This window comes from Christensenella sp. KGMB01412 (genome assembly GCF_055522415.1).
Genome location: NZ_JBVFVW010000001.1, coordinates 572,799 through 597,179 on the forward strand (window position 1 = coordinate 572,799; position 24,381 = coordinate 597,179).

Consider the following 24,381-nt stretch of genomic DNA (forward strand, 5'->3'; position numbering starts at 1 on the left):
TCCTTTTGATCATATATATGCAGGCAGGTATGTCCCAACAAACACATATGCTGTAATCAGTATCATTCCCACACAAAAACAAACCGCTGCATTTCTTTGCGCTTTTTGTTTTCGTATTATTTTTTCGCTCAATGTTTTCAGTCCAAGTGTTACGAACGCCATAAATGGTAGCAGCATAGACAGGACATATCTGCCCTGCGGCTGAAAATCGCTTGTGTAAGAATAGTATATGCTCAGCGCAACCGGTATTGCCATTGTCAGCAGCATACAAATACCAAGCAGCCATTTCTTAGCTTTATCTCTTTCTCCTTTACTCCTGACAAACGCAACGAAGCGCATGAGCATTCCAATAAATCCCAAAACGAAAATAATTCCATAAACAACGTAAATCCAATATGGAATCCACATATCCATCGATCCAAAACAGCCGATTGCGCTGCAAAAGGTCAACAGAAGCCATTTCATGCTGATCAGCATACTAGGAACAGAAATTCCCTGTTGTTGAACCGTCTGTACGTTGGATGGCTTGAGATCGTCGACCGCATACAGCTCTTTATAATGTTCTGTTATATTCAGCCCCAGAAAATCACCGTCGTAAATAATATAACTGCGGATAAACCACCACGCGGCAATCGCAACAAAGATGCCCGCAATCACGTATATTTTAATACGAAATTTCCGGTTCCGCCAATGCTCCCTGTCGATGATGAGCGCTGAAAAGAAAAACAAAATAACACTCGTAAGAAGCCATGCGTAGGCATTATAGTAAGACATCGCGCACAGGCCCATTCCAATACCAAGCATCACACAGCTTTTTACCGGCCAGTTTTCCTGCAGCCCAATAATCCACGCATAAAAAATGATCGAGCTTGCAAAAATAGCGAAGCAATCGTTATTCACATAGCTCCCAAGAAAAATAAATTGCGGCAGCGCGGCAATCAGTATTACAAATACCCAGCGGTGTACGCCGCGGAATATTCTTTGCGAAATCTTAATCGCAAACCAAACCGTAGTTGTCGCGCTTAATACATTTACCATTCTGGCCGCCATTAGAAGCGCAAATCCATCTATCGTAAAAGCGCTCGTAATCTTCATAAAACCCGCGCCAATGATCTGCGCAAGATACGGCGCAAAGCCATACGATATTCCCCACAGCGGATCTCTGACCGCCGGATCTGCCCCATGGGGCAAGTAACCGTTTTGATAAATAAAAGCGGGGATTTGATACCGCATTCCTTCATCCGGCGCAACATTCGGCGGCAACAAAAGGCTCCATATATAATAACAAATAAATATTACAAGAATCAGCAGGATGTGCTCCTGCTTCACAAACTCCCATACCGACCTTTTATCAGTCTTTATTTTCGTCATTTTTCCGAACCTTTTCTATGATAAATACAGGCCGTTTTCTCGCCGCTTCAAAAGCGCGCCAAATGTAACCTCCGAGAATTCCGGCTGTAATCATCAGAATTCCAAACAATAAAAAGAGCACAAGCATGATAATGGCAAACTGCCCCGGCTGCTGGGCGGTTACCGCATTGTAAACCAGATAGCATACAAGCCACACAAGCGATACGGCGAATGAGATGCTTCCTGTAATCCAAACCAACTTGATCGGAAAGGAAGAAAAGCCCAGCAAAGAATCCACCGCAAGTTTTGTTTTTTTGGAAAAACTCCACATTGATTTGCCTGCCGTCCGTTCAAGCCGTGTATATGGAACCTGCCCTGTCTTAAAACCACTCCACAAAATTTGGCCCATGAGCGAGGTATTGAGTTCGTCCATAGACACAAGGACATCGATCACCTTCCGGTCAATGAGAAAGCTGTCAAAGCCTCCGTCCGGCATATTATGCAGGGCAACCTTGCGCATCATGCAGGCATACCGTTTCGATAAAAATTTCTGCAGAGCAGGCTCGTTCCTGTCCTGCCTTACCGCAAGCACAACGTCGTCGCCTTCCCCGTATTTTTCAAGCATTGCCAGAATCAGCTCCGCAGGCTCCTGTGCATCTGCCGACTTTTTGACGGCACAATCACCGCTGCACACATTAAGCCCCGCCAGAAGCGCCGCGTGCTCCCCAAAGTTACGGGATAACTTAACAAGTATAATATGTGGATTATCTCTGGCAAATTTTTCCATCAGGGTATAAGATCCGTCTCCAGAGCCGTCGTCCACCATGATAATTTCATACTCGTAATCCCGCTGCGCCAGTTGATCCAGTACTTTTTCTTTCAGTTCCGCATACATGGCGTCCAGATTTTCTTCATTAAAATAAATTGGTATAATAATCGATAATTTCTTCATATAATAAGGCTTTTTTGTTTCATGCAACTTAAGAAGCTCTCCGCCCTTCCTTGTAAAAATTTCTGATGTCCATAAGATAAAACCAACCATTTTTTGTAAAACAGCTATTTTTCACACGCGTTTAACGATATCACATACCCGGCATATGATCAATTTAATTTTACTGCATTTCCCCCAAAAAATATGGTTGCTCTCCCCTTTTTAAGAAAAATTTAACATTTGTTTTCACAATCTCTAATTTTCCATCAAACATTGACTTTTTTCGCAATTTTATTTATTGTTAAATTGTATTGTTTATGACATTTTATTTTGTCATAATGTATTATATGATACACTTGTATCTGAAATGTATCTATGATTGCGGAAGATTACTATTTTCTGCAAATAATAAAAAAATTTTACGGAGGAACACTACAAATGGCTGAAATTTGGACAATGGGCGAGGTTCTCGTAGAGATCATGCGTCCTGAAATTGACCAGAACTTTTATGATCCCGCTGAATTTTTGGGCCCTTATCCCAGCGGCGCGCCTGCAATCTTTATTGATACGGCGGCAAGGCTTGGGCACTCGACCGGCATTATCAGCAAAGTCGGCCCTGATGATTTTGGAAGGTGCATTATAGACAGATTGCGTTCACACGACGTGAATTGCGACCTGATTGGAGTTGATGATGAATTGGCAACCGCCGTTGCCTTCAACACGAATTTCAGCGACGGAGGACGCCAGTTTATTTATCATTTGTCTCCCGTTATAAAAACGAAAGCGCCTTCGGCTATCCCGGGCGGGGCTCCAAAGTATTTCCATTTGATGGGAACCGCTGTGAGCTATGACGAGAATTTTACCAAAGAGGTGCTGAAAACTGTAGATCTTTTCCTGAAAAACGGGGCAAAATTATCGCTTGATCCAAATATCCGTCCTGAAATGCTGCGCAGCCGGGCAGCTTCCGCGGTGCTTAAGCCGATCATAGATAACTGTTCTGTCCTGTTCCCCGGCGAAGAAGAGCTCCAGATTATAGCTCAGGAGCAAGATCTTGATCTGGCAGTCAAAAAAATGTTTGAAAACGAAAAACTGGAAATTCTTGCATTAAAACGCGGATCACGCGGCTGCACCGTATATTCACGCGATGAAGCGCCATTTGATTTCGGCGTTTATAAAATCTCGCCGGTTGATCCGACCGGCGCCGGAGATTCATTTGACGCTGGATTTATATGCTCGCTGCTCGAAGGAAAGCCGTTGCTTGAGTGCGCAAAGGTTGCTTCCGCTGCTGCGGCGCTTAATACAAGCGCATTTGGTCCTATGGAGGGAAATATCTCCATCGAGACCGTACGCGATATGATCCAGTCCAACCCAACGACAAATTAAGTTACGGAATACATTATTTCGGGAAAGAGGAACAATATGCCACTGGTAACATCAAAGGAATTAATGCTCGACGCCCAAAAAAACGGTTACGCCGTAGGCGCGTTTAATGTTGAAAATATGGAAATGGGCCAGGCAATCGTTGCTGCCGCCGAGGAGCTGCATGCTCCCGTTATTTTGCAGACTACTCCCTCAACCGTACGCTATGCAAGCCTTGATATGTATCGCGCTATCGTCGCTACGCTTGCGGCAAAAGCCGCTGTGCCGGTTGTAATTCATCTGGATCACGGAGACAGCTACGATCTTGCCGTAGGTGCGCTTGAAGCGGGCTATACTTCCGTCATGATTGACGGTTCCCACGAAGGCTTTGAAGAAAATATTGCGCTTACCAAAAGCGTTGTCGAACAGGCAAAGCTCAAAAATATCCCCGTGGAAGCAGAGCTTGGCAAAGTCGGTGGAAAAGAAGACGATCTTGACGGCGGAAGCGGCGGATATACGGATCCAATGGAGGCAAAGGAATTTGCAGAGCGCACAGGCATCGCTTCCCTTGCCGTGGCAATCGGAACAGCGCATGGAATTTACTCCGGAACGCCCGTCCTTGATGTAGATCGCCTGAAGGCGATTGAAAAAGTAGTAGATATTCCGCTCGTCCTGCACGGCGCGTCCGGTTTGCTTGACAAGGATATCATCGAATGCGTGAAGGCCGGCATCTGCAAGGTAAACTTCGCTACCGAGCTTCGCATTGCCTACAGCAATGGCGTAAAGCAGGTTATCAGGGATACGCCTGATGTATTTGATCCCAAAAAGTACGGCAAGGTCGGCCGCGAATATGTGGTGGAAGCTGTGAAGGCCCGTATCCTCGTTTGCGGATGCGACGGCAAAGCATGAACCCCCTTGTTGATTACAAAAAAGCTGCGAACAAATTCGCAGCTTTTTATTTTTTGTTAATCTTCTACCGACTGCAACTAATTTTTGTCATGCAGCTTATGAGCCCCACGGACAAATGCAGCAGGTTTTTAAACATAACATTGCACGCACTATACTTTTTCTACCAGCCGTTTGACCTGATCGTATACCCAGTCTCTCTGCTTACATTCGTACGGCAGCTGGTTCCAATATTTATCCACCATAGAATAGAACGCATTGACACTGGAAAATTCATTTGTCATCACACGTACGCTCGCGTCGTCCGACGGATAGAAATAAGCAACCGTATTTTCCTTTGTCCATAGATTCAGATTTGGTATAAAGGAAGTATTCCCAAACGGGCGCACCGCGATCTCCACGTTAGGATTTTCTTTGACTGCAAGAAAAAACGCCCTTAAGTCCCGCGCGATACATTTGCTGTCAATCCGTATCGGTCTTCCAAGAAGAGAAGCGAATACAGGCGCGTCAACCGTATCGGTTGTGATCAGTTCCTGAATATGGTCCATACTGAATATGACGCGCGTCATACTTTTTTCTGTTAAAAAACGCTTATTGCTGGCCATACAATTTTTGTAAAACCGCATGATTTTACGTTCTTCCGACGAGTTTAGCTCGTAGTTGAAAATAACCTGTTCAATCGTTTCCTTACTGTAAGTCAAAAATGGCGAAGAATCCACAATAACATACTGGTTCATGTCTTTTTTAAGATATTCCGCTATTTCATCTTTTTTAAAATCTTCACACAGGTCTTTATCCTGCATATGGCTCATCAGCGGTTCGAATTTTTGGAGATGCTGTTCCAAAAAATGGTCAAACTGCGTTACTGTCATTGGATCGTCATAAACCGCGCTATATAAATTAGCTCTCACATTATCATGATTTGCGCCGATCATAACATATTTTCCCTTAATTCCATAAACATATTCGTAAAAAGGAATATCCGTATCATACGTGTAATATGCCTGAGACTTCGGCGACAGAAAAACCGGCAGCCAATACTCGAACATATTTTCAATTTGCTCGGCAGGCCGGTTCATATACAACATTGTAATAATCTCGTCGCCCCGCTTTGCAGCGTTAATAAACTGCCGCTGAGACATAGGCGCCTCTTTGGATTTCGTATAAAAAATGTGTGAATCGGCATCATAGCCCCACAGGATATCACCCGGCGGAAGAGAATTTGCGATACTTAAAATATGCTGAAGCGCGTCTTTCTTTCCGGACGGCCCTTTATATATTTTATAGGCCGCGCTATAAAGACAATTTCCGTTGTCTTCCTCGACATACTTTTTCTTAAAATCTTTGGAAACAAGCCATGCCGATACTCCCTTTTTCAGTGTCTCGCGTTCTTCCACCTTTGAATGGTTGATTGATGAAAAAAAACGTTCCAGCGTTTGGATTCCCTGCTCCTCATTGATATCAAGAATTGCCTCCACAACATCCTCAAAATATGCCGATTTCATGTTCAATTCAGCACGTCCGTTTTTCCAACGGCTGATGATCGTCCTGTCAACATGTACCATTTTTGCAAGTTGTGTCCCCTGGATATAAAGCATATCCATTAAATATGCAAGCGGCGTAACAGACTGTTTTGGCATCCCTATTCCTCTTTTCAAATGATATCTTTTGAGTTTTGATAATCTTTATGAATAAACTCTAATTTTAATTATAAACATTTCGTGAATATTTTAATCATAATTTAAGTGGAACAAAACTATTTTGTTGCAGAGTAATTGATTCCCGCCTTGCGCGCCTGTGAGTGCTGAAACCGTTTGCGAATGACATACCTTTTTCCGTCTTTTTTGAAATGCGTGCCCGTCTGCTTAAACCAAAAGGATATATTGCGCTTTCTGCATTCACGTTCTATCTCCAAAATCCAGTCAAATTCACAGATCCTCGCATAATAACCGGATTCGCCTCCCGCAACCACCATCTCAATTTGCCCGCTCAAAAACGGCGTCAAATCTATTCTTTCCAGGATCGGTTCGCAGATAATAATCTTGTGACGGATTGGCGTTTTTAGAAAAATGGGAATACGGTAATTTGCCTGTTCCTGATTCTCTACAGTACAACCTATTTTTACGTTAGGATAGCCCTCGCCCCAATCAGGCGGGAGCTTTTCATAAAACCTGTGAATGCGCTTAGTAATGATCAAAAAGCTCAAATCCTGTCTCTGCCTGATCATGCTCCAGGCTTCCGTTCTCCATTCATCGGCCTCCTCCAGAAAAAAATCCGAAGTGCCGCAGGTGAATACATCGCCCTTTTGCTGCAAACGAAAATTGCCGTCCCTTTTCTTTTTCAGGGGCAGGTCAAACATTGTCGTACGATATACAGTATCGGGATCTTTCCCTATGGATTCATCCCTGCGGTGCATATAGCAATTTTTACATCCCGGACTTATTTTATGGCATCCATGCCACGGATTCCACGCTTTCATCAATTCCTGCTCATTCGCTCTTCCGCCTGTTCCAGTGAAGCGTAGCCATATTCCCTCGCCATATTTTTCAAAATATCCAGATTCATGTTCTTTCCCTGCTCTAACAGGTGTTCCTGAAACCGCCGGTACTTTTTGAGCGTCTCGATGGAGTAAGTAGAAAGCTCTCCGCGCAGGTATGTCTCGAACGAGGTATCATATTTTTCGTCCTCACTGGAGTGGATGGGCCTGCCCCCGCCTACGAGCATGGGATATTCCGGCGCGAGCTGTTCCAGCCACTTTACATGCTCAGGTACGATCGCTTCAATCAATCTCTTTTTATCCTCCGTTATGTCTGGAAGCCGATCCCTGATTTGTTCAAATTCATCAGGAGACGTATATTCCATCATAAACGCGTATTTTTCACTCAGAAGATTCCTGCCGTTTTCCTGCGCGGTTTTAAGATCGTTCAGGTAACTTTCCAGTGTTTCGGCATTCCACGCTTCCAGTTGGCTTTTCCGCATAATGCGGAAGGTATCGTAATCATCCTGACAGGAAGCCCTTCCTGAAATATTCTCAACCGCGTCAAACATAGTCCATTCAATCGAAATAATTTTTTCGATCACTGCTTTTTTCTCCATTGTATCTCCTATTCCGCCATGATATGCAGCTTGCTGAGCATATCGTCTTTAATTCGGCAAAGCACGCTTTCCCCCTGCGCAAGTAAAAAGTCGTCATTGCTGTCCGATAGCCCCTGCTTTCGGAGTTCTTCCGCGACATCCCGGCATATATTCTCAACAATATTTGTTTTTTGTGTTGCGCTTTTCCCTTCTTCGCACAACTCTGACAATAGGCCGTACACGCAATTCAGTATGGATAACTCCCTCATCCCCCGATGGGCCCATTTATAGTATGGAACATATTTTTTATTCAGCAAATAGACCATGGAACATGCTGCTTTGATAAATTCTGAAAGCGCGCATTGCGCGGCAACCGCTTCCCCGCGTTTTATACAGCGCGCATAATTATACTGCCCTGACTGTGCCATCACCGCGGCGCGCGCCGCAATTTTTTTCAGCCTGATATCCTCAGGATAATAATCAAGTAAAAGCTCCCTGCGTTTTGAAAACTCCCCAAGGTCATCCCTGAAAATACGTCCGTTTGTCGCAACCGCTAAAAATTCCTCGGGTATCCTTCGCCATTCTGCAATCGTTTCCGGCGCCTTCTTTAACCCCGTATAGTTAAAATAGAATACAGAAGTACGCAGCGCACCGATTCGATGTTCTGCGTATTTTTCTTCAACCCTGCCTGCGAATCCCCCAAAGCACTGTGGGAGCGCACGGTATTCCCGCTCCAGCGCAAGGCCTGTCTCCTCGTAATCTTCATCCGTGAGCCACATACAAAAAGAAGGCCCCCAATCGTGATCCCGCGAATATTCGTCATCAAAACCGAAGCACTCCGAACCCTCTCCCACGAGTCCGCAGGCAATCCGGTTTTCATATGCAGAAAATTTTTGGCGGATCATCTCTGCGCCATATGTCTCATAATACTTCTGTGCAAGCTCAAGCCCCTTCATTTTTCTTTCTGCCCCGTCTTTTTTCCAAGCGCGTTCATCTCTTCAGCAGCACGTCGTACAACCTCATGTCCTTCTCCATATATCTTTAGATATACGTCATGCGCTTCGCGCATATACGGCATCGCTTTTTCATATTCGCCAATCGTTTCATAAACCTTTTTGATATTTTCGCAGGTAATGGCGTATTCCACATTTTTCTGGAAAAACGCCTGCACCTTCTCCAGTGTTTGCAGATAGTATTTCAATGCCTCGTTATAATTTCCTGCGCTGTATTCAAGGGCCGCTATCGTATTGAGCACAGCCGGATAGTGGAAACTGTCTTCGGGCATCAAACGCAGCGATTCATCAATGGCAGAACGCGCTTCATCCGGTTCGCCCTTTTGCAGCAGCAGTGTCGCAAGGTTGGAATAACCTGTGGCAAGTTCTTCCACGGCGTCCGGAATCTCTTTCATCGCTTCAATCGCCTGCTGTAAATAGTCGATTGCTTTATCGTATTCTTTTGTGGACTGGAACAGCAATGAAACGTTATTCAGAACGCTTGCATACTCGTAATTCTGTTTTCCAATCGTACCCTCATAGATGGTTTTTGCCTTCATAAAAAGCTTCAGTGCCTTTTCATAGTCGCCTTTGAGCCGGTAAGTGCCAGCCATATTATTTGTATTTGTGGCATACTCCGGCGTGTTTTCTCCCAGATATGTGATGATCATATTTTCAGCCGCCATAAACGCTTCAATCGACGCTTCATATTTACTTGCTCCGCGATAAAAAGCCCCAAGCTCACTCATGCAGGCAAGATAAGTCTCATTGAATTTGCCGCAGCATGGACAGGTGGCGCTTGCATTTTGAAGCAAAAAGCGTTCTACCTTTTCCTGATCGCCCTGCACATAGAGCTCGTCGAGCTCCTTATAAAAATCTTTTAGCACTGTACTGCACCTCGCGTTTTTCTTTCCATTATACTAGGCCTTCCACGATGCGTAAATCACAATCTTGCTTTTTTCAGGAAATAATCATATTGCATTTGACAAAAGAAAAACATCCATCTTCAGATGGATGTTTCTATTGGTACCGAAGGTGGGAAAGCTCGTCGCGCCCTTGCGGGCTTGCATCGCAGGAACCCAAGGTGGGTTCGATTCCCGTACGATAGAAAAAAAGAAAAGCCTATGCTGCCGCATGAACTTTTCTTTTTGGTGCCGCTGATACAAAATAGATGCAGCTAAAAACGGGGCCCCGTGCGAGCCCAGCGAAGCGGTCGCGTGGGGAAAAGGAGCGGCAGCGGAGCATGAAAAAGCCCTCGCTTTTGCGAGGGCTTTGGAATCGCGGAACTTGCCGCGACGTGGTGCCGAAGGTGGGAATCGAACCCACACGGTATCACTACCACAGGATTTTGAGTCCAGCGCGTCTGCCAGTTCCACCACTTCGGCTCAAATTACCGACTCAAAAATGATAGCATAACCGGCAGAAAAAGTCAATGAAACAATGCCTCCTCTTTGTAAAAGCTTAAGCTGTCTTTCACGCTGCGTTCATGTATACTTCACACGTAAGGCTTACACTGACTCCAGATTTATTTTTTGATTGACAAACAAATATCCAGGAGGAACTCATGAACAAAAAAAGGCAAAAATCAAAAAAGAAAAAATGGATTATTATAAGTGCGGTTACGGCAGCAGTCGTATTGCTTGCCGTTTTTTTACTGCCGCAATTTATGCGTGGAAACACACAGGCAGCGGGCGCTTTGACGAAAACCGCTACCGTATCTACAGGTACGATCGAAACCACCGTTGTAGGCTCCGGCAATTTGGAATCAAGCACTACAACCGACGTCAAAATTCCTGCGGGTGTCACAGTGGATTCTGTATTGGTTGAGGCCGGAGACACTGTAAAGGCCGGCGATACGTTAGCAACGCTTGAACCAGCCTCCCTGCAAAGTGCTGTTTTAAGCGCGCAGGAAAAGCTTTCCTCCATCGACTCTGAAATCAGCAGCACAAAAGACGATACGGAATCGAAATATATTACCTCTTCCGTCAGCGGGCGCGTCAAACAAATTTACGCATCTGAAAACACAAGCACCTATGACGTCATTACCCAAAACGGATCGCTCCTCGTGCTCTCAATCGACGGGAAAATGAAGACGACCTTTACCCCTGCCACAACAGAAGGTGTCTCCTATGGGGACAGCGTAACAGTTACACTGTCTGACGGCAGCACAGTAACCGGAACCGTTTCTGTGCTTTCCAGCTCTTCGTGCACGGTCACATTGACCGATAACGGTCCTTCTCTTGGCGATACCGTCAGCATCTCGTCCGAGGACGGCACGGTACTTGGCAGCGGAACGCTTGAAATCAACACTCCACTCGAAATCCTCGGAGGCAGCGGCGTGGTGAGCAGCGTTGACGTTTCCCTGAATGAAAGCGTCAGCAGTGGCGATACGTTGATCACGCTGCAGGAAGCCGCCGCATCTGCGGAATATGAATCCCTTCTGGCGGAACGGGTTCAATATGAAGAATTGCTTCGCCTGTTGGTCAAATACTCCGCGACAAACAGCATTGTTGCAGATATTGACGGCAGCATAAGCGCGGTCTCTATTTCCGGCAGTACTTCAACCGATTCCTCCTCTTCCGGTTCATCTTCACAGTCGGCCGCAACCGGCGCACAGGCGATGAAAACCTCGTCGCTCCTTTCGACCGATCAGGATGAAACGAATGATGTTTCGCTTCTTTCGGCTGCAGCAGAAGATAGCAGCGATAGTATTATGCTTCTCGCGGATACACAGGTAACGTCTGTAATGCCGATCAGTGGCGTCGTAGAAATCTTTATCAACAATCCGGTTGAGCAAAATACGCCGCAGACGACGATTATGCCGGGCGTTGGCTACACCGGAAAAATCACATGGACGCCTTCTGAGCCAAAGTTTTCATCCGGCACAGCCTATACGGCAACCGTAACATTGACGGCAACCTCCGGCTACCACTTTGAGAACGACGCGCAGGTAAACGTTTCCGGCGCGCAGGTGCAAAATATTGTGGTCAGCGGTGAATCGGAAGGAAACACACTGACATTTGACGCGGTATTCCCTGCTACGGCAGAAGGTACCCAGACAGAAAATTCCGTCGAGGCTCCGTCTGCTGCTTCTGGCACGGAAACATCCGGTTCTGGATCTATGCCGGGCGGTAACACCGGCAGCTCAGGAATGTCGGCCTCCAGCTCAGGCTCTTCCTCGTCGGTTGCCGCAACATCGGCTGCAACGTCCTCTTCCACCAGTGACAGTGATGATTCCCTCACCTCAACAGCCTTTACGATATCGACAGGAACCGCAGACACGCTTTCCGTCGATATCGACGAACTCGATATACTGAGCATTGAGGATGGCCAGACGGCAACCGTTGTACTGGATGCTCTTCCAGATCAGGTTTTTGAGGGTACTGTGACCAAAATATCAGATGCGGGAACGGCGCAATCCGGCGTTACTACTTACCCCGTCACTATCACGCTGGCAGATACGGGAGCTTCCGGAATCAAAGCCGGGATGAACGCAACTGCCACGATTTCGATTGCTACCAGCGAAAACGTGCTTCTGATTCCTCTTGACGCACTGCAGGAATCCGCAGAGGGACAGTTTGTTTACATCGCGGGCGGCACCAGTGAAGAAGGCCTCCTCGGAGAACGCCGCACTGTAGAAACGGGACTTTCCGACGGTACCAATGTCGAAATTACATCCGGCCTCTCGGAAGGAGAGCAGGTCGTTTATACAGACACATCCTCCACCGAATCTTCAGTGAATACCATGTTCCAGGGAGGCATGGGCGGCGGTATGCCCGGGGGCAGCTCGGATATGGGCAGCGCAATGGGAGAACCGCCGAGCGGCGGCAACGGTGGTGGCCCGGGTAGCGCTCCCGGCAACTGAAAGGAGACGACAGTATGATTCAAATGAAAGACGTTTCAAAAATATATACAATAGGAAATGAAGAGCTGTACGCCCTGGATAAGGCATCGCTTACTATAAACGACGGTGAATTTGTAGCAATCATCGGTCCATCAGGCAGTGGAAAATCTACTTTGATGAACATCATCGGCTGTCTTGACGTTGCGGACGACGGAGAATATATTCTGGACGGTCAGCCAATCGACGACTATACGGAGGACGAACTGACGCGTATTCGCAACTTTAAGATAGGATTTGTTTTCCAGAACTTTAACCTGTTGACCAAAAACAACGCCCTTGAAAACGTCGAGCTTCCGCTACTTTACCAGGGAGTACCACGAAAAGAGGCCAGAAGGCGTGCAATAGAGGCACTGGACCGCATGGGCCTTTCAGAACGTATTTACCACAAGCCAACGGAGCTTTCCGGCGGGCAACAGCAGCGGGTTGCAATCGCCCGTGCGCTTGTTACTTCTCCTTCCCTCATCCTGGCGGATGAACCGACGGGAAACCTGGACCACAAAACCGGTGTGGAAATACTGCAGCTTTTTTCGAAGCTGCATGCAAATGGAAATACCATCGTACTGATTACGCATGATGATGCAATCGCACGGCAGGCGCAGCGGCGCATTCGCATCTTAGACGGCAAAGTAATGGAGGATCATGACGTATGTTGTTAGAATCCTTCCGCATGGCATTTTCATCCGTATGGGCCAGCAAAATGCGCTCTTTCCTCACGATGCTGGGTATCATTATCGGAATTATGGCCGTTGTGGTACTGGTATCAATCGTGAGCAGTACCACAAGCTCGGTGACCGATACGCTTCAAACGCTTGGCGCAGATAAATTGTCTGTTTCCATCACCAACACGCGTTACCAGCCGATGACACTAAGCGACGTCGCCGCCCTACCGGAGGAATATGACAGCATATCCCTTGCCGCGCCTTCCCTGACGCAAAGCGCAACGCTAAAAGCAGGCGACACCTCAACAACCGCATCTGTTGTGGGGACAACTTCTTCTTACGCGGACATCAACGACCTCTCCGTACAATACGGTCGATTCATAAAATCGCCGGATGTGGATAACAATTCCGCAGTAGCCGTCGTTGGAACAGATATTGCGGACGACTTGTTTGGCAGGACAGATATTGTCGGGGAGACAATATCTGTAGATGGGCGCAGCTTTCTTGTCGTTGGTGTGCTTGCGGACGCGGGAGAGTCGATCATCGGTTCGGAGAACAGCAACATTATCATTCCCTACACAACGGCGCAACGTATGTTTTATGTGTCGGGCGTAACTTCCTTTACGATCACCGCGGGCAGCAGCGAGCTTGTGGATCAGGCGGAAGCGGATGTAACCACCGCCCTGATGCAACGTTTCAAGGATGAAGATGCGTTTTCCGTTATGAATCAATCCTCGATTCTCGAGTCAATGGATTCCATCACCGATACGATGTCGCTCATGTTTGGCGGAATCGCAGGTATTTCCCTTCTCGTCGGCGGAATCGGCATCATGAACATCATGCTCGTGTCTGTTGCCGAACGCACGAGGGAGATTGGTATTCGCAAAGCCATTGGTGCGGGCAGAAAGCGCATCCTGCTTCAATTCCTGATTGAATCGCTGGTTGTGAGCACGATTGGCGGGCTGATTGGCCTTGCCGCTTCGTGGGGACTGCTCGCAATTCTGTCTGCGGCGCTCGGCACTTCTTATGTGATGTCCGGCGACGTCGCACTGCTCGCGGTTCTGTTTTCCATGGCGATTGGCATTATCTTCGGAATCAATCCGGCGAATAAGGCCGCGAAGATGCACCCGATTGAAGCGCTCAGGACAGAGTAACGCCATCGCTTTTTAATGATAAAAACTGCTATATAAAAAGACCGGATTTTTCCGGTCTTTTTATTTCATACAAAATAATAATTGGTGTCCCACGCGGGTATATAAGGGTAATGACGCAAATAAACCCTGTAATCCTCCCGCAGCCGTTTCAGCAACTGCGGAATCTCGAAAAGGTCCTCGTTTCTGTGATACGCGGAAACAAGAAGCTTTGGTTTTTGCTGCCGGATGATTTGACCTGCTCCCTTTAGAACCGCTAGTTCCTGCCCTTCCACGTCCAGCTTAATATAAGTGATCCTTTGCCCGGATAGCAAGCTGTCCAGGCTGTTTGCCTCTACCTGCCCGCCGCAATCCCCGCAGCAAGCAGAATTGCGGCCTGCCCGCTGCGAAAACCCAAGATTCCCCTGCTTTTCATGCGCGGCCAGATGAAAGCAGTCTATGCGGTCATACGCCTGCGTATTTTTCAGCAGCTTCGCAAAGTTTTTTTGGTCGGGTTCAATCGCATAAATGTAATCGTATCCCCCTGCATACCCGATAAATTCCCTTACGGTGTCGCCTGTGTATGCGCCTACGTCCACATACGCCTCATGCTCAGTTAAGGACAAAACCTCACTGTACACAGAATCAACGCTGCATTCACAATCAAACAAATACTCCGGCTTGCCGCTTATTTTGTAATCAACCATATCGCAGAAGGTTCTTCGTGAAAAATCATCTCCCAGCATCCCGTACGCTTCTTCAAATCGTTTTATATTTTCATCCAGAAAATCGCTGTCGAACACGCGTCCGCCGACCACCGGCACATCCGGAACGTACAATTCCTGCTCTTCTGCAATACGTTTGACACGCGATATTACCTCTGGAAGCTGCGTTCCAAACGCAACCAGAACAACCATCTCCGCAAACCGCTCCTTTGCCTGCGCATAGTTTACGACCTGAAATCCGCGAAATTGCTGCCCCCTGCAAAATTCATCGCTTGCAAACACCCCTGCGGCTGAAATATTGCGGCGTCCCAGCTCATCAAGAATTTTATCCGCGCCGTTTCCCATTCCATAAAGCATGATCGGCTTTTCCGTATCTTCGAGCTTATTCCATAAAGAAATTGTTTCCTTCAGATTCATTCGTTTCCCCTGTTAAAATAATATGACTATTTTACCACAAATCCCCGTTTTATGGTATAATGAACAAACTTGGGTAAAAAACAGTAAATGGAGTAAAAAATGATTACAGTAACGAATTTGAGTCTTAATTTTAGCGGAACAAATCTTTTTTCGGGGGTGAACCTTAAATTCACGCCCGGAAACTGTTATGGCATCATCGGTGCAAACGGTGCGGGCAAATCGACTTTCCTGCGTATCCTGTCCGGCGATCTGGAATCAACCACAGGAGACGTACACATTCAGGAAAACACTCGTATGTCCGTACTGAAGCAGGATCACTTTGCATTTGATGAGTATACGGTATTAGAAACAATTATGATGGGCAACCCGCGTCTTGCGGAAATCACAAAAGAAAAGGATGCGCTGTATGCAAAACCGGATTTTTCGGATGAGGACGGCATTCGTGCCGGCGAGCTGGAAGGCGAATTTGCGGAGCTCAACGGCTGGGAAGCAGAATCCGACGCATCCAAACTGATACAGGGGCTTGGGCTTTCTGAAGACATCCTTTATCAAACCATGTCTTCCCTGCCGGACAATGAAAAAATCAAGGTATTGCTCGCACAGGCGCTGTTTGGCAAGCCGGACATAATCCTGCTTGACGAGCCGACCAACCATCTGGATGTTGCAAGCGTGCACTGGCTGGAAGATTTCCTGATGGATTATGAAGGAACCCTCATCATCGTATCGCATGACCGCCACTTCCTCAACACAGTATGTACGCACATGGTGGACATCGATTACAGCAAAATCAAAATGTATGTGGGCAACTACGAATTCTGGTACGAATCAAGCCAGCTGATACAGAAGATGATGCGCGACCAGAACAAAAAGAATGAAGAAAAGGCAAAGGAATTGCAGGCGTTTATCCAGCGCTTTTCCGCAAACAAATCGAAGTCACGGCAGGCAACCTCGCGTAAAAAGCTTTTGGATAAGCTGGAGTTTGAGGAAATGCCCGCCTCTTCGCGCCGGTATCCGTTTGTCGGTTTTACGCCTGACCGCGAGATCGGAAAGGAAGTATTGACCGTTGAAAACCTTTCCAAAACGATTGACGGCGAAAAGGTACTGAGCAATGTAAGCTTTGTGATGGGCCGTGAAGACAAGATTGCTTTCCTTGGAGATACTGAAATCGCTGCGACCACGCTTTTCCAGATATTGATGGGAGAGATGGAGCCGGACGAAGGAACGTTTAAATGGGGCGGTACAACGTCCCAGTCTTACTTCCCCAAAGATAATTCGTCGTTCTTTGACGAGTGCGACCTGAATATTCTCGATTGGCTTCGTCAATATTCAAAGGATACGACAGAAACATACCTGCGTGGTTTTTGCGGACGTATGCTTTTCTCCGGCGAGGATGTTTTCAAAAAGGTAAACGTGCTTTCCGGCGGCGAAAAAGTCCGTTGCATGCTTTCGCGTATGATGATGTTTGGTTCGAATGTCCTTGTTCTGGACCAGCCTACCAACCATCTGGACCTTGAGTCGATCACAGCGGTAAATAACGGTCTTGTTGATTTTAAGGGCGCGGTGTTGTTTGCATCGCATGACCACGAGTTTATCGATACGGTTGCAAACCGCATTATCCGCTTTACCCCGGACGGCTTGCTTGACAAGCAGGGAACCTACGAAGAATTTATCGAGCAATACGGCGGCGGCAATATCTACTGATATGGAAAAAGCTGTCTTGTTTCCAGGACAGCTTTTTTATTTGCTTTCTTATTCAGCCTGTTCAAACTGGCTGTTGTAAAGTCCGGCATAAAAGCCGCCTTTTTCGATCAATTCACGATGTGTTCCCTGCTCTACGATGCTCCCCTCATTCATTACAAGGATACAATCCGCCTCGCGTATGGTGGAAAGCCTGTGTGCCACAACAAAGCTGGTGCGCCCTTTCATCAGCTTTTCAAAGGCCCGCTGTATTTGCATTTCCGTGCGCGTGTCAATGCTGCTTGTCGCTTCGTCAAGAATCAGCATCGGCGGCTGAACCAGCATCACCCGTGCAATGCACAAAAGCTGCTTTTGCCCCTGGGATATGTTTCCGCCGTCTTCCGAAATAATCGTGTCATAACCATCCGGCAGGCGTTTAATAAAACTATGCGCATGCGCCGCTTTTGCGGCATCTATGATCTCTTCCTCCGTAGCATCCGGTTTGCCGTAAGCAATATTATCGCGCACACTGCCCGCAAACAGCCACGTTTCCTGCAATACCATGCCATAAAGCGCACGCATGGAATTGCGCGTCATCGCTTTGATCTGCCTACCGTCAATACTGATTGTGCCGCTGTCTACATCGTAAAAACGCATCAACAAATTGATGATCGTAGTTTTTCCGCTTCCTGTTGGTCCTACGATTGCCACACGTTCGCCTGACCTTGTATGCACGGTAAGTCCTTCGATCAGCTTCCTGTCCGGAACATAGGAGAAGGACACATTTTCCATGCTTACGTTTCCATTGCTTGTCTCTACGACTACAGCATCCGGACTGTCCGGCGCTTCAAGCGGCTCGTCCAACACCTCAAACACCCTGCGCGCCGAAGCGAGGGCGGTTTGCAGCTCTGTTACGACGCCGGATATCTCGTTAAAGGGCTTGGTATACTGATTTGCATAAATTAAAAAACTGGATAGTTGTCCGATTGAAATACCGCCGTTCACCGCGGAAACCGCTCCGACAATTCCAACCACTGCATAAACAATCGCATTCACAAAACGCGTACTTGGATTGGTAAGCGATGAGGCAAACTGCGATTTAACTCCACTTGTATATAACCTGCCGTTGATCTCTTCGAAAGCATCCTGCGCTCTCTGCTCATAGCCAAAGGCTTTTACAATCTTCTGGTTTCCGACCATTTCCTCGATATATCCGCTGAGCTCCCCTCGTACCGTAGCCTGCTCGCGAAACAGATGGAATGATTTTTTTGCGATAAAGGCAGCAACAAAAAGCGATAAAGGCGTAATCAATACCACCACAAGCGTGATCGTCATATTAATAGACAACATAAAGAGTAGCGTACCCACAATGGTCACAACCCCGGTAAAAAGCTGTGCAAATCCCTGCAACAGTCCATCGGAAATCTGGTCGATGTCGTTTACAACCCTGCTGATCAGGTCTCCATGGGAATGTCCGTCGATGTACTTTAACGGGATATTTTTCAGCCGCTCAAATACCGCGACACGCAAATCGCGCACTGCATGATATGTCACATGGTTGGTGCATCTTGTCATAATCCATTGGAAAAGCGCCGAAAGACCGATTGCAACGCCAATAGTCAATAAAATCGGGACGATCTTTGCGAAGGCAACGTTGCCCGGCCCAACAATCAAATCCACCGCGTTACCGATTAAAACGGGTGTCCATAAAGACATCGCAACGCTGAGAGCGGCACTGACCAAAGCAATCGCCAGATATCCTTTATAACGTGCCAGAAAACCAACGAGCCTTTTGATCACATCCTTGTTTTTAAGCATTGCCCTTCACCTCGCTTTCGCTGAGCTGGGAAAGGCATATCTCGCGATATATTTCATTGGTTTCAAACAGTTCGTCATGCGTTCCCACACCCATTACCCTGCCGTCGTCAAAGACAATGATCTTATCTGCATTTTTTAACGTCGTCGCCCGCTGGGAAACCATAATTACCGTGATATCCCTGCTGTATTCCCTGATTGCCCGTCTGAGCGCAGCGTCCGTGGCAAAATCAAGCGCGGACGCGCTGTCATCCAGAATCAGCACATCAGGCCCGCCAACAAGCGCGCGTGCTATGGTAAGCCTTTGCTTTTGGCCCCCTGATAGATTTTTACCCCCCTGTAAAATTTGGGTATCCAGCTTTTGGGGCATCCGGCCCACAAATTCATCTGCCTGCGCCACCCGCAGCGCATCCCAAATTTCCTGATCCGTCGCATTTTCATCACGCCAAAGCATATTTTCGCGCACAGTGCCCGTAAAAAGCACCGCTTTTTGAGGAACCATACCAATCTGTCCGCGCAAATCCGAAAAACGATATTCTCTCACATCGATCCCGTCAAAAAGCACCCTTCCCTTTTCCACGTCGTAAAACCTGGGAATCAGGTTGACAAAGGTCGATTTTCCGGAACCAGTACCTCCGATCACACCGATTGTCTGCCCCCGCATGATCCTGACCGAGACGTCCGTCAGCGCATCGTCTCCGCTTCCATAGGAAAAAGAAACGTTATCAAACTCTATTTTTGGCGTACTTGTTGAGCCGTCCGCTTTGATATTCTCATTCCCTTTATCCTCAATGCCCGGCTGCTGTTCCAATACCTCATTAACCCTGACAGCCGAAGCCGAGGCTTTTGTAAAAATAACCACAAGATTTGCGACGACGATAAGCGCAAGCAATATCTGCGTCATATACTGCACCAGGGCCACGATTTGCCCTTGCTCTAAAGCGTCCATATTAACGGCATTTCCGCCAAACCAAATGATGGCAATAATCGCAAGGTTCACGATCAAATAGGTAAGAGGATTCAAAAGCGCGGATATTTTCCCAACGCGGATTGCCGCATCCTGCAACTCTCCTGTAGCTTCCTGAAACCGCTCCTGTTCTTTTTCCTGTTTGGAAAATGCGCGGATGACGCGCACGCCTGAAAGATTCTCCCTCGTCACAAGCGAAATCCTGTCCAGCATCTTTTGGATCGCACGGTAGAACGGCACTGATTTTGTCATGATAAGGTAAAGCACAACCGCAATTCCCACAGCCGCGACAAGAAAAATGACCGACATTTTCAAATCTATAATCATTGCCATTACGGTAGCGCCAATCACCAGAAACGGTGCACGGATCACAAGGCGTATGAGCATCGCCACTGCCACCTGGAGCTGGTTTACGTCGTTTGTGATACGCGTGATCAGCGATGGCGTACCAATGTCATCAATTTCCGCATGGCTAAGCCTCCCAATATGCGCAAACATTTGATTGCGCAGGTCGGTTCCAAATCCCTGGGATGCTTTTGCGGCAAAATACTGGCAAACAAGCGCACAGCAAAGGCCTACCGCAGCAATAAGAATCATTAATCCCCCCATACGGAAGATATAATCTCTGTCGGCATTTTTGATTCCCAGATCAATGATATTCGCCATAATAAGGGGGGCAATCAACTCGAGGATCGCTTCAATCAACTTAAAGATCGGCCCCAAAACGACTTCTTTTTTGTAGTTTTTTAAATACCTTGCTAATTTCCACATACGCTTTTCCTATCTTGTATTTAACCATTACTATATTAGCACAATCACACTGTTTTGTGATAGCTTTCTATTTATTCCCATTTCAGGCGTTTTATCAGGCATTATAAATTACCATATTAATAATAATTTTTGTCGTTATATCATTTTTGATTTAGAAAATATAGTTTGATATATATTTAACAATGTGTGAAAATGAGCAGTATAAAGAGTACTGAATCACTTAATTGGTTATCAATAAAGTGTAAGAAAAATTATGAAAGGAAGTTTTTATTATGGCAAGATTTACTTTACCCCGCGACCTGTATTTTGGTCCTGACGCAATCAATGAGCTTTCCTGCCTGAAAGGTTATAAACGCGCGATCATCGTGACCGGCGGTTCCTCCATGCAGAAATTCGGTTTCCTTGAAAAGCTGGAAAATGTTCTTCATGAAGCCGGACTTGAAACGAAGCTTTTTGAAGGAGTCGAGCCCGATCCTTCTGTTGAGACCGTTTACCGCGGCGCCCAGGCAATGCGCGACTTTGAACCGGACGTAATCGTCGCAATCGGCGGTGGTTCGCCGATTGATGCGGCAAAGGCAATGTGGGTGTTCTATGAATATCCGGAAAAGACCTTTGACGATATCAAGGATCCGTTTACTATGCCAAAATTACGCCAGAAAGCAATTTTCGTGGCTATCCCGTCTACATCCGGCACAGCCACCGAGGTAACCGCTTTTTCAGTCATTACAGATTACAATACGCTGATCAAGTATCCGCTGGCAGATTTTGAAATCACACCGGACATTGCGATACTCGACAATAATATTCCTCTGACAATGCCAAAGTCCCTAACCGCAGATACAGGAATGGACGCCCTTACACACGCGATTGAAGCATATGTGGCAGCCCTGCGCAGCCCCTTCTCTGACGCGCTTGCATTAAAGGCAATCCAAATGATCTATGAAAACCTCGTTGCTTCCGTTGAAGGCAATGTGGAAGCAAGAGGCGCAATGCACGTAGCGCAGTGTATGGCAGGTATGGCGTTCTCAAATGCCCTGCTGGGGATTGCCCATTCGCTGGCGCATAAAACGGGCGCACAGTTTGACATCCCTCACGGCCGTTGCAACGCGATTTTGTTGCCCTATGTAATTGAATACAACGAAAAGACAAGCAGCGAACAGCTTGCGGAGATCGCACGTGCCCTGGGACTTCCCGGCGCAACGACAAAGCAGTTGGTTAATTCGCTGGTTGACGCAATAAAGGAGCTTAATAAAAAGCTTGGCATCAAACAAAGTTATTGCGAAAACGGCGTAACTGAGGAGAACTACCTCAAGGTCGCGGATTTCATCGCAGAAAATGCGGTTGCCGATCCGTGTACGGGAAGCAATCCGCGTGAAACAGACGTTGCATCCATGAGGAAAATCCTCGATTGCGCGTACTATGGCAGAGATGTAGAATTCTAATTCGATTCCTTACTTATAGAAAAACCGTTCACCCATAGTTGGATGAACGGTTTTTCATTTATATTCTTTATTGATTGTTCTGATCGTTCCCGTTGTTTTCGTTCTGCTGCTGTTGCGCTTCCGGCGGTGTTGTGGGAGCAGCGGCCGGAGGTATTTGCTGCGTTTGCTGCTGTGGCTGCTGCCATGTCTGCCCGCCGTTCCCCGCCGGGTTGGTATAAGGATTAAACGGCGCCGTATTCATAACGCCCTGCGAATCCTTTCCATCACTCACACTCTTTGCATTCAGGTATACCTCAAACATATACGGTGTGGTAAACGTTTGCAGTAAAATCCCAATCACCGTGCTGACTGCTGTTGCAAGCGGCGTCCAAAACATGAGAGTCGAGCTTGCTGTAGTAAGCATGTCTGTTGAAATCCCATAAGGTATTGCAAAAAGCATTGAGAAATACGGTATCAGCCACGGAAGCATGACAGCCATTTCAATGACTGAAACAATAATGCCAATCAGTAAGACGTGTCCGAGACTCTTCCAGAAATTGCCGCGGAAAATATAGCGGAAAGATTTAAACACAGCGCCAAACCCGCTGGTCGCCTCCATTCCCGGAATAAACTGTACGAAGCTGATGCAGAACATGTAGAGCATCAGTAATACGACAAGCACGATAATCGCCGGAAGGATCACGGCGATCACAGCCATAACGTCGGTTATACTGTTCACACCTGAAAACATTCCGATCGAGGAAACGATCGTCCCTGCCGCTACCAGCATATAAATAAGCATGATGATGATCACTGCGGCAAACGTAATTACAATCCCCGCCAGTAGCGTCGTCAGGTATCTGACATAGTTTGCCTTTGCCGCTCCCCAGGCGTTTGCAAAGGTCGCTGGAACGCCCGTCAGGTGATAAGAACGCAGTATGCTGACCATATAAGCCATAAACAGCGGTGAAGCAAATACCATGTAGAGGATCGATAAAATTGAAATCGTCCCTCCCAATGATACCATACGCGGATTTTGCGAAATTGCCGAAGAGCAAATCGAAAGAAGCAAGGTTGGCACCGTATAGGCAAGAAGCCCCGTAAAAAGCGTTTTGAAATTATGACTTGTCGTATTCCAGGCAGAACGGAATACCTCTCCCAGTGATTTATTCATGCCTTCCTCCTATCCAAGCAGCGATGCAAGATAAATTTTCATGATGTCAGCCTTTGTAACCGGTTTTGCATTCTTTTTCCGGATCGCGTCAGCCGCAGAAATTTCTGTGAAACGTTCCAGTTCTTCCTTCGTTACACGTGGTTTTTCCCCTAAAATTTCATCGATCATGCCAATGAATCCCTGTACGCCGTCCACCTGCAGCAGGCTGCAAAGTTTATCGACCTTTTCCTTATTTGCATCGTATACAAATTCAACGTACCTGCCCAGCGTCAGGGCGCACGCACGTCCATGTGGAATGTCTTTTTGCACGGTAAGCGGATAACCGATTGTATGTACGGCGGACGTTCCCGCCATGCTGATCACAATTCCTCCCAAGGTGGAAGTATAAAGCATTAATTGAAGCTGTTCCGGCGTAAACTTACAGGCTTTGAGCGCTTCCTTATACTGAGCAAAATTACGGAACGCCTCCTCCGCGAGCATCTGCGTCGCCCACGATTCAAAGATCAGGTATCCTTCTACGCAATGCGCCAATGCGTCAAGCGCCGTGTCGATCATCACGTGGTCCGGCAGCGTTTTAAGATACTTTGCGTCAAGTAATGCAACTGCGGGAAAAAGCTCCGGCTTCGCAAACGATTTTTTTGTCTCCCCGACGGTCAATACAGAAACAGCGGTCACTTCGCTGCCCGTACCGCATGTCGTTGGTATGGCAATCACTGGCAGCGGCGCGTTTTGATAAGATTTTTCGTAGAGTCCTTCCGCCGGCATATCGTTCGTTGCAAGCACCGCAACGCCTTTAGCCGCGTCCATCGCGCTTCCGCCGCCCACAGTGACTATAAAATCAAAATTCGGCGCATAACCCAATAACTTTGCGACATCTTCCGGCGAAGGATTCGGCGGCACATTTTCACATACATGGTAACAAACGTCCTCCTGCTCAAGAGCCGCACACAGATCACTGAGCGCGCCATTTTTACCTGCGGAACCCGATTTTACGATCACAGCACGTTTTCCAAATGAGGAAAGAAGCGACGCATTTTTTTTCACACAATCTTCGCCCACTATGATTTTAGTGGGAATTTGAAACGTAAATTCCATTCTTATGCCCTCT

The 24,381-nt window shown here is 47.1% G+C and carries 19 protein-coding genes and 1 tRNA gene; 7 read left to right on the forward strand and 13 right to left on the reverse strand.

Annotated elements, in window-relative coordinates:
* Positions 1–9: 9 nt before the first annotated feature.
* The gene (locus ACS5WU_RS02710) at positions 10–1,371 is read right to left on the reverse strand and encodes an ArnT family glycosyltransferase (protein WP_302762223.1); all 1,362 of its coding nucleotides are present in this window, start codon (positions 1,369–1,371) and stop codon (positions 10–12) included.
* Complete coding sequence (locus ACS5WU_RS02715) at positions 1,352–2,302, reverse strand: glycosyltransferase family 2 protein (RefSeq protein ID WP_046442296.1); 951 nt, start codon at positions 2,300–2,302, stop codon at positions 1,352–1,354. The genes ACS5WU_RS02710 and ACS5WU_RS02715 overlap by 20 nt, the downstream gene beginning before the upstream one ends.
* 417 nt (positions 2,303–2,719) lie before the next feature.
* Here ACS5WU_RS02715 and ACS5WU_RS02720 point away from each other — a divergent pair, with 417 nt between their 5' ends.
* A complete protein-coding gene (locus ACS5WU_RS02720) occupies positions 2,720–3,664 on the forward strand; it encodes a sugar kinase (RefSeq protein WP_046442297.1) in 945 nt (314 codons plus the stop codon).
* A gap of 36 nt (positions 3,665–3,700) precedes the next feature.
* Positions 3,701–4,549, forward strand: coding sequence for a class II fructose-bisphosphate aldolase (locus ACS5WU_RS02725; RefSeq protein ID WP_046442205.1), 849 nt, complete (start codon positions 3,701–3,703; stop codon positions 4,547–4,549).
* 149 nt (positions 4,550–4,698) lie between these two features.
* Here the strand turns inward: ACS5WU_RS02725 and ACS5WU_RS02730 are convergent, their stop codons facing one another.
* The 6 genes from ACS5WU_RS02730 to ACS5WU_RS02755 all read right to left on the reverse strand — a co-directional run bounded on the left by ACS5WU_RS02730 (position 4,699) and on the right by ACS5WU_RS02755 (position 9,998).
* Positions 4,699–6,186: a hypothetical protein gene (locus ACS5WU_RS02730; RefSeq protein ID WP_046442206.1), complete on the reverse strand. Its 1,488-nt coding sequence runs from the start codon at positions 6,184–6,186 to the stop codon at positions 4,699–4,701.
* A gap of 116 nt (positions 6,187–6,302) precedes the next feature.
* Complete coding sequence (locus ACS5WU_RS02735; protein ID WP_302761009.1) at positions 6,303–7,025, reverse strand: DUF5131 family protein; 723 nt, start codon at positions 7,023–7,025, stop codon at positions 6,303–6,305.
* Positions 7,025–7,642, reverse strand: coding sequence for a DUF4125 family protein (locus ACS5WU_RS02740; protein WP_046442209.1), 618 nt, complete (start codon positions 7,640–7,642; stop codon positions 7,025–7,027). Before ACS5WU_RS02740 ends, ACS5WU_RS02735 begins: the two co-directional genes overlap by 1 nt.
* A gap of 8 nt (positions 7,643–7,650) precedes the next feature.
* Positions 7,651–8,577 (reverse strand): DUF4037 domain-containing protein, encoded by a 927-nt coding sequence (locus ACS5WU_RS02745; protein ID WP_302761006.1) that lies wholly within the window; start codon positions 8,575–8,577, stop codon positions 7,651–7,653.
* Positions 8,574–9,500 (reverse strand): tetratricopeptide repeat protein, encoded by a 927-nt coding sequence (locus ACS5WU_RS02750; RefSeq protein ID WP_302761004.1) that lies wholly within the window; start codon positions 9,498–9,500, stop codon positions 8,574–8,576. Before ACS5WU_RS02750 ends, ACS5WU_RS02745 begins: the two co-directional genes overlap by 4 nt.
* A 411-nt stretch (positions 9,501–9,911) precedes the next feature.
* Positions 9,912–9,998, reverse strand: a tRNA-Leu gene (locus ACS5WU_RS02755).
* 179 nt (positions 9,999–10,177) lie between these two features.
* Here ACS5WU_RS02755 and ACS5WU_RS02760 point away from each other — a divergent pair.
* From ACS5WU_RS02760 to ACS5WU_RS02770, 3 genes are read left to right on the forward strand one after another with little or no spacing between them, the layout of a single operon-like run.
* Positions 10,178–12,478, forward strand: coding sequence for a permuted SH3 domain-containing protein (locus tag ACS5WU_RS02760; protein WP_302761002.1), 2,301 nt, complete (start codon positions 10,178–10,180; stop codon positions 12,476–12,478).
* Positions 12,479–12,492: 14 nt separating this feature from the next.
* Positions 12,493–13,173 carry an ABC transporter ATP-binding protein gene (locus ACS5WU_RS02765; RefSeq protein ID WP_059108894.1) on the forward strand — a complete coding sequence of 227 codons (681 nt, stop codon included), beginning with the start codon at positions 12,493–12,495 and terminating at the stop codon, positions 13,171–13,173.
* Positions 13,164–14,330, forward strand: coding sequence for an ABC transporter permease (locus tag ACS5WU_RS02770; protein WP_046442216.1), 1,167 nt, complete (start codon positions 13,164–13,166; stop codon positions 14,328–14,330). The genes ACS5WU_RS02765 and ACS5WU_RS02770 overlap by 10 nt, the downstream gene beginning before the upstream one ends.
* A gap of 65 nt (positions 14,331–14,395) precedes the next feature.
* Here the strand turns inward: ACS5WU_RS02770 and ACS5WU_RS02775 are convergent, their stop codons facing one another.
* Positions 14,396–15,448, reverse strand: a complete 1,053-nt coding sequence (locus ACS5WU_RS02775) for an FkbM family methyltransferase (protein WP_302760998.1) — start codon at positions 15,446–15,448, stop codon at positions 14,396–14,398.
* A gap of 99 nt (positions 15,449–15,547) precedes the next feature.
* Here ACS5WU_RS02775 and ACS5WU_RS02780 point away from each other — a divergent pair, with 99 nt between their 5' ends.
* On the forward strand, positions 15,548–17,149 hold the full coding sequence (locus ACS5WU_RS02780) for an ABC-F family ATP-binding cassette domain-containing protein (RefSeq protein WP_046442219.1): 1,602 nt from the start codon (positions 15,548–15,550) through the stop codon (positions 17,147–17,149).
* A 48-nt stretch (positions 17,150–17,197) separates the two neighbouring features.
* Here the strand turns inward: ACS5WU_RS02780 and ACS5WU_RS02785 are convergent, their stop codons facing one another.
* Positions 17,198–18,943: an ABC transporter ATP-binding protein gene (locus ACS5WU_RS02785; RefSeq protein ID WP_059108892.1), complete on the reverse strand. Its 1,746-nt coding sequence runs from the start codon at positions 18,941–18,943 to the stop codon at positions 17,198–17,200.
* Positions 18,936–20,678, reverse strand: a complete 1,743-nt coding sequence (locus tag ACS5WU_RS02790; RefSeq protein WP_302762028.1) for an ABC transporter ATP-binding protein — start codon at positions 20,676–20,678, stop codon at positions 18,936–18,938. The genes ACS5WU_RS02785 and ACS5WU_RS02790 overlap by 8 nt, the downstream gene beginning before the upstream one ends.
* Positions 20,679–20,950: 272 nt before the next feature.
* Between ACS5WU_RS02790 and ACS5WU_RS02795 the strand changes: the two genes are divergently transcribed.
* A complete protein-coding gene (locus tag ACS5WU_RS02795) occupies positions 20,951–22,120 on the forward strand; it encodes an iron-containing alcohol dehydrogenase (protein ID WP_059108890.1) in 1,170 nt (389 codons plus the stop codon).
* Positions 22,121–22,187: 67 nt separating this feature from the next.
* Here the strand turns inward: ACS5WU_RS02795 and ACS5WU_RS02800 are convergent, their stop codons facing one another.
* Positions 22,188–23,273, reverse strand: a complete 1,086-nt coding sequence (locus tag ACS5WU_RS02800; protein WP_046442225.1) for a hypothetical protein — start codon at positions 23,271–23,273, stop codon at positions 22,188–22,190.
* Positions 23,274–23,282: 9 nt separating this feature from the next.
* Positions 23,283–24,368 (reverse strand): iron-containing alcohol dehydrogenase family protein, encoded by a 1,086-nt coding sequence (locus ACS5WU_RS02805; protein ID WP_046442226.1) that lies wholly within the window; start codon positions 24,366–24,368, stop codon positions 23,283–23,285.
* Positions 24,369–24,381: the final 13 nt, after the last annotated feature.